This is a genomic window from Aneurinibacillus danicus (assembly GCF_007991215.1).
GTDB classification, from domain to species: domain Bacteria; phylum Bacillota; class Bacilli; order Aneurinibacillales; family Aneurinibacillaceae; genus Aneurinibacillus; species Aneurinibacillus danicus.
Genome location: NZ_BJXX01000165.1, coordinates 24,149 through 34,271 on the forward strand (window position 1 = coordinate 24,149; position 10,123 = coordinate 34,271).

8 protein-coding genes and 1 pseudogene are annotated in these 10,123 nt (G+C 40.7%); 7 read left to right on the plus strand and 2 right to left on the minus strand.

The genetic code is table 11. The features are described from left to right. Positions 1-29 precede the first annotated feature (29 nt). The 3 genes and pseudogenes from ADA01nite_RS17385 to ADA01nite_RS17395 all read left to right on the plus strand — a co-directional run. Positions 30-905, plus strand: a pseudogene (locus ADA01nite_RS17385) (MFS transporter); the annotation flags it as partial. Beyond that, on the plus strand, positions 899-2,422 hold the full coding sequence (locus tag ADA01nite_RS17390) for a class I adenylate-forming enzyme family protein (RefSeq protein ID WP_146811605.1): 1,524 nt from the start codon (positions 899-901) through the stop codon (positions 2,420-2,422). The pseudogene ADA01nite_RS17385 and the gene ADA01nite_RS17390, both read left to right, overlap by 7 nt. Positions 2,423-2,482: 60 nt before the next feature. Then, positions 2,483-2,794 carry a thiolase family protein gene (locus tag ADA01nite_RS17395; RefSeq protein WP_146811607.1) on the plus strand — a complete coding sequence of 104 codons (312 nt, stop codon included), beginning with the start codon at positions 2,483-2,485 and terminating at the stop codon, positions 2,792-2,794. A 487-nt stretch (positions 2,795-3,281) separates the two neighbouring features. Here the strand turns inward: ADA01nite_RS17395 and ADA01nite_RS17400 are convergent, their stop codons facing one another. Both ADA01nite_RS17400 and ADA01nite_RS17405 read right to left on the minus strand, forming a co-directional pair. Further along, positions 3,282-3,824 (minus strand): hypothetical protein, encoded by a 543-nt coding sequence (locus ADA01nite_RS17400; RefSeq protein WP_146811609.1) that lies wholly within the window; start codon positions 3,822-3,824, stop codon positions 3,282-3,284. Between the two features lie 148 nt (positions 3,825-3,972). Further along, on the minus strand, positions 3,973-4,833 hold the full coding sequence (locus ADA01nite_RS17405; protein WP_146811611.1) for a hypothetical protein: 861 nt from the start codon (positions 4,831-4,833) through the stop codon (positions 3,973-3,975). A 500-nt stretch (positions 4,834-5,333) separates the two neighbouring features. Between ADA01nite_RS17405 and ADA01nite_RS17410 the strand changes: the two genes are divergently transcribed. The 4 genes from ADA01nite_RS17410 (at position 5,334) to ftsX (ending at position 9,893) form a co-directional block, all read left to right on the plus strand. Then, positions 5,334-6,590 carry an argininosuccinate synthase gene (locus ADA01nite_RS17410; protein WP_146811613.1) on the plus strand — a complete coding sequence of 419 codons (1,257 nt, stop codon included), beginning with the start codon at positions 5,334-5,336 and terminating at the stop codon, positions 6,588-6,590. An 85-nt stretch (positions 6,591-6,675) separates the two neighbouring features. Continuing rightward, the gene (gene argH, locus ADA01nite_RS17415) at positions 6,676-8,100 is read left to right on the plus strand and encodes an argininosuccinate lyase (RefSeq protein WP_146811615.1); all 1,425 of its coding nucleotides are present in this window, start codon (positions 6,676-6,678) and stop codon (positions 8,098-8,100) included. 223 nt (positions 8,101-8,323) lie between these two features. Then, on the plus strand, positions 8,324-9,010 hold the full coding sequence (gene ftsE / locus ADA01nite_RS17420; RefSeq protein WP_146811617.1) for a cell division ATP-binding protein FtsE: 687 nt from the start codon (positions 8,324-8,326) through the stop codon (positions 9,008-9,010). Then, positions 9,000-9,893 carry a permease-like cell division protein FtsX gene (ftsX, locus tag ADA01nite_RS17425; protein WP_146811619.1) on the plus strand — a complete coding sequence of 298 codons (894 nt, stop codon included), beginning with the start codon at positions 9,000-9,002 and terminating at the stop codon, positions 9,891-9,893. The genes ftsE and ftsX overlap by 11 nt, the downstream gene beginning before the upstream one ends. Positions 9,894-10,123: the final 230 nt, after the last annotated feature.

Here is a 10,123-nt window from a genome sequence, read left to right on the forward strand (position 1 = left end):
TGATTTAAAAGTAGCATGAAAGAGGAAGAGCAACAGCAGCCTTACTACTGGCTTTACCGGTAGGTGGATTAATTGGCGCACCGGTGTCAACGTGGATTCTTGATAATATATCCTGGCTTGATATGGCAGGATGGAGATGGATGTTTATTCTTGAAGGAATCCCGGCCATTATTTTAGGTGTTGTTGTTGTTTTTTACTTAAATAATAGACCTGCTGATGCTAAGTGGTTATCTAAGGAGGAAAGTGATTGGTTAGAAGGCGAATTGAGCGCTGAACGACAATTAAGTTCACAAATAAATAAAGTCTCAAAGCTAGATATGTTGAAAGATTCAAAAGTCTGGAAGTTAGCTCTGTTATATTTCTCTGTTTATACAGCGATCTATGGATTGTCATTCTGGATACCAACCATCATAAAAACCTTATCAGCAAATGCAACGACCAACTTACAAATAGGCTGGTTAGCCATGATTCCTTCATTAGTTGGTATCCCATCTATTATATTGATTGGTTGGAATTCAGATAGGACTCATGCACATAAACTGCATTTAATTGTTTGCTGTATTATCGCACTTATCGGGTTTATCGGATGTGGTTTTTCAGAAAGCGTCTTTATGATGGTGCTTATGTTAACGATTACATCTGCCGGATTATATGGATTTACTGGATGTTTCTTTGCTTACATGACATTTTTCTTCACCGAGTCTACTGCACCTGTTGGTATCGCTTTAGTCAATTCATTTGCAGCATTAGGTGGATTTGTAGGACCGATGATTCTTGGAACTGTAGCTTTTACTTCAGGGATGTTTATTTTATCTGGACTACTCGCAATCAGTATCGTCACTATGTTGACATTAAAATTGATAAAGAATCAAGATGAGAACGAGGAGGTTATCCAAAAGTGCTAACACATGGAGACATGACAATCTATACATATTTACAAAAACAAGCAAAGAAATACAAGGATAAGCCATTTATCTGTTATAAAAATGAAAATATTTCCTACATGGATATGCTAAAAAGAAGCAATCAAACAGCAAGCTGGCTTATAAAGCATGGCATAAAAAAAGGTGACACGATTGCTGTCATGTGCAAAAATTCCCCCTTTTTCTATGATCTATGGTTCGGATGTGCAGCTATAGGAGCGATTATGCTGCCCATTAATACAGCATCAACAGTACGTGAATTACAATACCTATTAGAACACTCAGATAGTAAAGGTTTTCTTTTTGAAGAGTCACTAATCACAAAAAAACATTTGGAAATGGCCTATGATTTTTCATTTCCCATCTATCAAAATCTCTCAAATGACTGGAGACTAGAATGTTCTACATTTGAAGATCATTGCCACGATCATGATGTTTTGCCTTCGGATGTTAGCGCAATTATGTACACATCAGGTACAACTTCTAAACCAAAAGGCGTTCTTATAACACATGAGAATTATTTATTTGCTGGACATTCTTCAGTATTATATCAAGGACTCACACCAGAAGATCGCTACTTGATTTTCCTGCCTTTGTTTCATGCTAATTCACAGTATTATACGTCAATGGCAATGTTGGTTGCAGGTGGCACTATATTGTTGCTTGAAAAGTTTAGCGCCTCCACATTTTGGGATGATGTTCAAAGATTAAATCCAACTGTTTCAAGTTTTGTGGCAACAATAATTAAGATTTTATTAGAATTGCCAATTCATCCCTATGAAAATAAACACAATATCAGACAAGTGGGATATGGCTTATTTGTAAATAAAAACGATATTACGAATTTCCAAGAACGATTTGGTATAAAGCTCTTTCAATGGTATGGAATGACAGAATCTATCACAACTAATATTGTAACCCCTTTATATGAAGAGATGCCTGAAGATCCTAAAACTGGTATTCTTGCTATGGGCAAACCTGGCTTAGGTCAAGAAATTAAAATCGTAGACGAAAATTCGAAAGAGGTTCCCCCTTTTACAATAGGGCAAATTATTATAAAAAGTCCGTCTTTGATGAAAGGCTATTATAAGAATGAAATAGAAACAAACAAGACGATTCAAAACGGCTGGCTCTATACAGGTGATAAAGGATATAGAAATAATGAAGGTTTTATCTGGTTTGTTGATCGAGATAAAGATTTGATTAAAAGGGCAGGCGAAAATGTATCTTCTATAGAGATTGAAAACGTATTATTAAGTTATCCAGGGGTTGCGGATTGTGCTGTAATCGGTATTCCTGACAACATAAGAGAAGAAGCCATTGTCGCCTACATTTCAACGGATGGGTCAAAAATTTCCGAAGAAGAGCTAAGAGCTTTTTGTGCAGAACAATTATCTAAGTTTAAAATTCCACAAGAATTCCGGTTTATAAAAGAATTCCCAAGAACTTCAATCGGAAAAATTCAAAAAAATGTACTACGACAAAACTATCCTAATTAATAATAATCTTTACAGCATTTCCATACAGATAAATGGAAATGCTACGGTTTTGTTCCGGGCATTCGATTCGGGTCATTTGGAGGTTCTCTCAAAGATGTAACTGATATTGAGCTTGCTGTAGTGGCAACAACTGAAGCATTAAACCGGAGTGGAATTTCTCCAAAAGAAATTGAAGATGTTTCATTTGGAAATGTAATTCATAATGGTAATAAACGTACTGCTTATGCTGCGACTAAAGCTTTTTTAAAGTTGAATGGTGATCATTTGCGAATGCCAACCGAAGAAGGGATTGATTTTATGGTTGATGTAGCTCAGAAGAAATATGAAGTTCCAAAAGAGATAGCATCTATTTTAAAGCAATATTGTACATAAAATCCTCTCCTCATTCTTTTCTCTCTTTTCCTTCGTGTCCCAAAAGTTCAGCCGCCCTTTCCCTCATTTTCATGGCGGGGGTGCGGCTGAAACGCCATGGTTGTTTTTTGGCCAACTCCACATGTTTCTAGTAAATCCCCTGTGTTGCATCTTTCTTCAATATGGTCTCGACTCTATACCTATCAAACTAACAGGATAAAGATTATTTATTTGTTTGATTTCTTCCAAAATTTTTATTATGTGATTGTTTTGTATGTAATTCTCCATTGAATCCCTACTAAAGCAGCTAAAAAACCAAACCCAATTATAAATATGGGGAAAAGCGAATTCACTCTATTCACCTCTTAAGAATTGTATAAGCTAAAATGTTCCGGTACCTCTGTATTAAAAAGAAAGGTTTTCTTTTGAAAATACACAAAAGAAAACCTTCTTTCATAAGAGACAATAGTGTCTTTCAAGTAGCATGTAAGTTTTTAGTTAATCAATCTTACTCGGTTAATGTTTTATTCATGTCGTTTAATATTTTTTTGTAATTTTGAAGATCCTTTTTATCAAATAAACGATTATCATTTAGTTTTCTTTCTAAAGTATATAATTGGATAAATTGTTTTTTCTTATTCTTAATTTTTTCTAGATCGTCTTGTTTTATTAGAACGTTAATATTTTGTATGTATTGTTTTTGATTTTTAAATAAGTTTAATATAGCTTCTTGTAAATCTTGCTCTACAATTTTATTATATGTGTCCTTATCTCTTGCTAGTGTAGCCAGCATAGATAAAGGATTACTATATATATATGCATCAATTAAGCCACTAATATAATTCAAGTCTTTTGTTTCGCTTACTTTAGATAGGTTATCAGTAATTTTACCAAATTGATACAGGGAAACAGAGTAATGATGTTTAAATAAATCTTTAAGTAATGTAACACTTTTTTCCTCTTCACTTGAATTAGAAACATTTTGACTGCAAGCGGTTGATGTAATGAGTATAAAAACAAGAAAAAGGGTAGTAAGTCTTTTTTTTAGCATTTATTTACTCAATCCTTTCCTTTTTTTGATTATACAACTTATATCGTAAAAATATAATATTAATCTAAAAATAATGAACTTTTTGTTTATTTATAATAAACAAGGCACCCGTATTGAACGAATGCCTTGTTTTCTTAATTTTATTTTATTACGGTAAATTTACAGCATTATCATCCCATTTGTCCCAACTAGCTTCTGTTTCGCTTAAGGTTACATTATATGTAAGACCGCCGGTGCTACCTGCTGTTGCATAATTGAAAGCTGCTCCTACAGTTGTGCTTGTACTTGTTTTACTATAAGTATGGGTATATTTTGAGCCATACTCTAGCCATCCCGATTTTTTGGGTGTAACATAAACAGTTGCATAGGTATCAAAATCAAGCTTATTATCAAGGACGTTAAATAAATATATTCCGCTAGTTCTCCTTGATCCATCTCTCTTCGTAGCTTTGGTGGTATCACCAACATTTGCATCATAGTACGCCCCTACTGTCGGGTCCCATTCAATAGATACTAAATCATAAGAGCCGGGTCTAGCTTCAGAAACTGAGGAATCCCAAGAGATATATAGTCTGTAATAAGAATCTCCGCCTCTTTTTGCTGAATAAGAGGACAGAGTAATTTGGTCAACTCCGATAGCTTGTGCAGAAAACTCCGGAGTTGCTCTATCTTTCATGGAAAACTCAATGCCCAACATATTTAACCTATTAGTTAATTCACTCGAAGATAAGTAGTTTTTGTTTTCTTTGACATAATTATGCATGAATTTATCAAACTCTGTATCTGACAAAGTATCAACTTGTTTTTTTAGAGCTCTTTGGTTAGCTTTTAATGTTTGTTTATCTAACTTTGTTATTTCTGAAGCAAGCGATTTTCCATTTCCACTTTGACTAACAGAGACTACAGATTTTGAGGGTTCACTTTTAACTAATTCGGTACTTGCACTACCTACAGGTGAGAAAGCTAAAAGCATTGCTAATGAACTAACAACAGCAAAAGTTTTTTTCATTCTGAAATACCTCCATATCTTTTGAATTTCAATACATGTTAAATAATTCGATTTATTCCTTTTAATTCCTTTGCTTATTTTGCATAATTTTGTAAAATTTATGTCAAAATAACCATTTTTGCATTTCGACAGTGAGAATCTTTGATAAGTATGTGTTTGAAACTTTATAACGTCCGATAATTTGCAAAATGGTGCGACAAGAAGTTGCTTTCTATACAGTGCAGCACCGGTCTCATTTGTTAGTACCCCATCAGCTAACAAAGTTGTAGATTTTTAAAGGATTTTCGTGTGCAAACTCGAAGACAGTCATGAGGTGATTTTTTATGGCGATCTTCGTACGCGACCTAACCAACGAAGAAGGAAATAATCTCCTTGCTTAATGCTTCATATGAAAAAGAAAAAAATTTTGCAAAAAAGGTATTGAATTTTTATTAATGAAGATGCATAATATTGCATAGAAAACAAATTGTGTGCGAGGCACGAAGGGAAGGATTTACATTATGGCAAAAGAAAAAGTGGTTCTGGCCTATTCAGGCGGTTTAGATACATCAGTAGCAATCAAATGGCTTCAAGAAACATATAATTATGACGTTATTGCAGTAGCGCTGGATGTCGGTGAAGGAAAAGATCTGGATTTCGTACGTGACAAAGCCCTGCAGGTCGGCGCGATTAAGTCCTATGTCGTTGATGCAAAAGATTTGTTTGCGGATGAATTTGTTTTACCGGCACTGAAAGCCAATGCCATGTACGAAGGCAAATATCCGGTTGTATCCGCACTTTCCCGTCCGCTTATCGCAAAAGTGCTTGTAGACATCGCGGAAGAAGAAGGCGCGGTTGCGGTAGCTCACGGCTGCACAGGAAAAGGAAACGACCAGGTGCGTTTCGATGTTTCCATCACGGCACTGAATCCGGATCTTAAGATTGTGGCACCGGTACGTGAATGGGGCATGAGCCGCGACGAAGAGATTAAATATGCAGAGAAACACAACATTCCGATTCCGGTAGACCTGGATAACCCGTACAGCATTGACCAGAACCTCTGGGGCCGTGCATGCGAGTGCGGTGAGCTTGAGAACCCGTGGAACGAGCCGCCGAAGGGCGCATACGACCTGACGAACCATCTCGAAGATACGCCGGACACGCCGGAAGAAATCGAGATCGAATTCGTACAGGGCAAGCCGGTAGCGCTGAACGGCAAGCAAATGAAATTGTCTGAGCTTATTCTTGAACTCAACCAGATCGCCGGAAAGCATGGCGTAGGCCGCATCGACCACGTGGAAAACCGTCTTGTCGGTATCAAATCCCGTGAAGTATACGAAGCACCGGGCGCGATTACGCTTATCCTGGCGCACCGTGAGCTGGAGTTCCTAACTCAACCGCGCGAAGTGGCGCAGTTCAAACCGATTGTAGAACAAAAAATCTCCCAGGTTATCTATGAAGGTCTGTGGTTCTCACCAATCATGGACGCGCTGAATGCGTTCGTAGAAGAAACACAAAAATTCGTAACGGGCACAATCCGTGTGAAACTGTTCAAAGGCCACGCTATCGTAGTCGGAAGAAAATCTGAGTCTTCCCTGTACGATGAGAATCTGGCTACGTACAGTACGGAAGATACTTTTGACCACCAGGCAGCTATCGGCTTCGTGAAGCTGTGGGGGCTGCAGACGAAAGTATTCGTACAGACGAATAAAGATAAGCTCGACCATACGCCAAAAGCGGTTGTTATCGATAAAAAAGAAGCGATTGAGCAAGTGTAACATTATATAGAGTAGAACAGCAGTCAGAGAGGAGGGAGGCGTTTTTCCTTTCGGTCCGGCACCGGAAGAAAAAACGCCTATATTAATGAAACTATGGGGCGGCAGATTCACCAAAGCAACGGATAAACTCGTAGAAGAATATACGGCATCCATCCAGTTCGACCAGCAGTTATGGAGAGAAGACATCATCGGCAGTCTCGCCCATGTATCGATGCTTGGTAAGTGCGGTATTATCGGGGAAGATGAGGCGGCGACAATCGCGGAAGGGCTGAAGAAAGTCGCCGCGATGATTGAAGCGGGCAATGTAGAATTTTCGGTGGAAAACGAAGACGTACATATGAACGTGGAGAAACTGCTGCTGGAGCAGATCGGACCGGTCGGGGGCAAACTGCACACCGGACGCAGCCGCAACGACCAGGTGGCTACCGATATGCACCTCTATTTGCGTGCACGTGTTATCGAAATCGTCGAGCTGGTTGCGGGAGTACAGGAGGCGCTGCTTGAGCAGGCGGCAGCCAACACGGATACGATCCTGCCGGGTTATACGCACCTGCAGCGTGCGCAGCCGGTGCTGTTTGCCCATCATCTCATGGCGTACTACTCCATGCTGCAGCGCGATGCGGAACGATTGATGGATAGCTGGAAACGGATTAACGTGCTGCCGCTGGGTGCGGGTGCACTGGCCGGCACAACATTCCCGATCGATCGTGAATATGTGGCCGAACTGCTAAAGTTTGATGCCATCTATAGCAATAGCATGGATGCGGTGAGCGATCGTGACTTCATCATCGAGTTTTTGTCAAACTCATCGCTTCTTATGGCGCATCTGTCGCGTCTGTGCGAAGAATTGATTCTGTGGATGAGCGATGAATTTAACTTCGTCGAGCTTGATGATGCATTCTGCACAGGCTCGAGCATCATGCCGCAGAAGAAGAATCCGGATGTGGCGGAGCTTGTGCGCGGCAAAACCGGGCGCGTCTACGGAAACCTCTTCGGTCTTTTGACTGTGCTGAAAGGGCTGCCGCTCGCATACAACAAAGACATGCAGGAAGACAAGGAAGGCATGTTCGATACGGTAGCCACACTGCATGGTGCGCTGTCCTTGTTCGCGCCGATGATTCGTACAATGAAAGTAAAAAAAGAAAACATGCGTCAAGCCGTGGCACACGATTTCTCCAATGCGACCGATTTGGCCGATTACCTGGTGGGCAAAGGGATGCCGTTCCGCCAGGCGCATGAAGTGGTAGGAAAAAGCGTGCTGTACTGTATCGAGCAAGGAAAATACTTACTTGATCTGACAATGGAAGAATATAAGCAGTTCTCTGAGCTGTTTGAGGACGATATTTATACCGCGCTGGATCCGCAAAATGTAGTAAATGCCCGCAATGTATTGGGCGGTACGGCGAAAAATCAAGTGGAAAGCCAGGTGGCTGCGGCAGGTGTCGAACTGAAAAAGACACAGCAGTGGGTGAAAGACCATTTGCAAAAGATCGAGGTGCAGCTTCTTTAACATTAAGTATGAATTAAAAGGATATGAAAGAAATAGTGATTATCTGTAAGGTCATCCCCTTTCAAAACAAGGGGATGTTTTTTTTCGTGGAAAATTGTCGAAAATAATGTGTTATTCTTCATGCGTTTTGCCCGACAAGTGGTATAATAGATAGGGTGTTTATTGTTGAATGATGTCATTTCCATAGAAATAATAGAAAAACATTGTAGTTTGGGTGATGTATTTGATAGAAATGCAGGATGTATGGAAGACGTATCCGAACGGAACCGTAGCACTTCAGGGAATTGACGTCCATATCAAAGACGGTGAGTTTGTCTATGTCGTCGGACCGAGCGGGGCGGGGAAGTCGACGTTCATTAAATTGATGTACCGTGAAGAGAAATCGACGAAAGGGCAGATTGTCATCAATGGCTCGCATATTAACCGTTTGAAAGAACGGCATATCCCTTATATGCGCCGGAAGATTGGTGTCGTATTCCAGGATTTTAAGCTGCTTCCCAAGCTGACAGTTTATGAGAACGTCGCATTTGCAATGGAAGTTATCGAAGCATCGAAAAAGCAGATTAAACCGCGTGTAATGGAAGTGTTAGAGCTTGTACGGCTTAAACATAAAGCCCGTTCACTGCCTGAGCAATTGTCCGGCGGAGAGCAGCAGCGTGTAGCGATTGCCCGCGCCATCGTGAACAATCCCGATTTGATTATCGCGGACGAGCCGACCGGTAACTTAGACCCGGAGACTTCGATGGATATTATGCAGACGCTGCTTGACATTAACAAGCGAGGCACAACCATTATCATGGCCACACACAACAAAGAAATCGTCAATAGTGTACGGAAGCGCGTGATCGCCATCGAAGCAGGACGGATTGTACGCGACGAGCAGAGGGGAGAGTACGGCTATGAAGACTAGCACGTTTGCTCGCCATTTGCGCGAAGGAGTTAAGAATCTGGGCCGGAACGGCTGGATGACCTTCGCATCGATTAGTGCGGTTACGATTACACTGTTGATTCTTGGTGTCTTTTTGTTGTTGGCAATGAATATTCAGCACCTTGTCCAGACCGTAGAGAAGCAAGTAGAGATTCGCGTCTCACTTGACGTAACGGCAGACCAGGCGACGGCGAAAAAGGTGGAAAGCGAACTTAAAAAGCTGCCCGATGCTGCTGAAGTGAAATATGTCCCTAAGGCGGAAGGACTGCAGAACTTAAAGAAGAGCTTTGGTGAGAAAGGTGCACTGTTTAACGGATTGGAGAAAGAAAATCCGCTGCCTGACTCTTTTATCGTCAAAGCGAAAACACCACAGCAAACCGGAGCACTGGCCCAGAAGATTCAGAACATCGACGGTGTGAAGAAGGTTAATTACGCTGAACAGACTACGAAAAAGCTGTTTGCAGTAACCGATGTCGTTCGCTTTGTGATTGTCGCATTCATCATTGCATTGGCGTTTACGGCCATGTTTTTGATTGCCAATACGATTAAGTTGACAATTGTGGCACGGCGTCGTGAAATCGAGATTATGAAATTGGTCGGCGCGACCAACGGGTTTATTCGCTGGCCATTCTTTGTAGAAGGTGCGCTGATGGGCATTATTGGCGCCATTTTCCCGATCGTAATCTTAACTGTGGGATACGGTTATTTAATAGATTTTGTCGAGCGGCAGCTCGCTCTTTACTTCTTGGATTTGCTGCCGATGTCACCGCTTGCGTTTCAAATCTCGCTTATTTTGCTTGGGATTGGCGCGTTCATCGGCATTTGGGGAAGCTTAATGTCCGTACGGCGGTTCTTGCGCATATAAAACCATCATATTTCAGCCGTAATCCTGACATGAAAATGACGGGAAGGACGGTTGACTTTTGTGGTACGAAGGAAAAGAAAGAAGAGAATGAGGGGGTGATTTCAAAGGGAAAAAGGCGAACGCCTTTTTCTTCCCCGGATCTTCTTTCCTCTTCTCCTCTTTCTTTTCACACGATTTTTATAGAAAAATAATAGAATCTGAGGAGGAAAAGATGGCGAAAAAGTTCCTGT

Excerpts from the sequence above, each read along its gene's own strand:
- ftsX (WP_146811619.1), top strand. The coding sequence starts at position 9,000 with ATGAAGACTAGCACGTTTGCTCGCCATTTGCGCGAAGGAGTTAAGAAT.
- argH (WP_146811615.1), top strand. The coding sequence starts at position 6,676 with ATGAAACTATGGGGCGGCAGATTCACCAAAGCAACGGATAAACTCGTA.
- ADA01nite_RS17410 (WP_146811613.1), top strand. The coding sequence starts at position 5,334 with ATGGCAAAAGAAAAAGTGGTTCTGGCCTATTCAGGCGGTTTAGATACA.
- ADA01nite_RS17405 (WP_146811611.1), bottom strand. The coding sequence starts at position 4,833 with ATGAAAAAAACTTTTGCTGTTGTTAGTTCATTAGCAATGCTTTTAGCT.
- ADA01nite_RS17400 (WP_146811609.1), bottom strand. The coding sequence starts at position 3,824 with ATGCTAAAAAAAAGACTTACTACCCTTTTTCTTGTTTTTATACTCATT.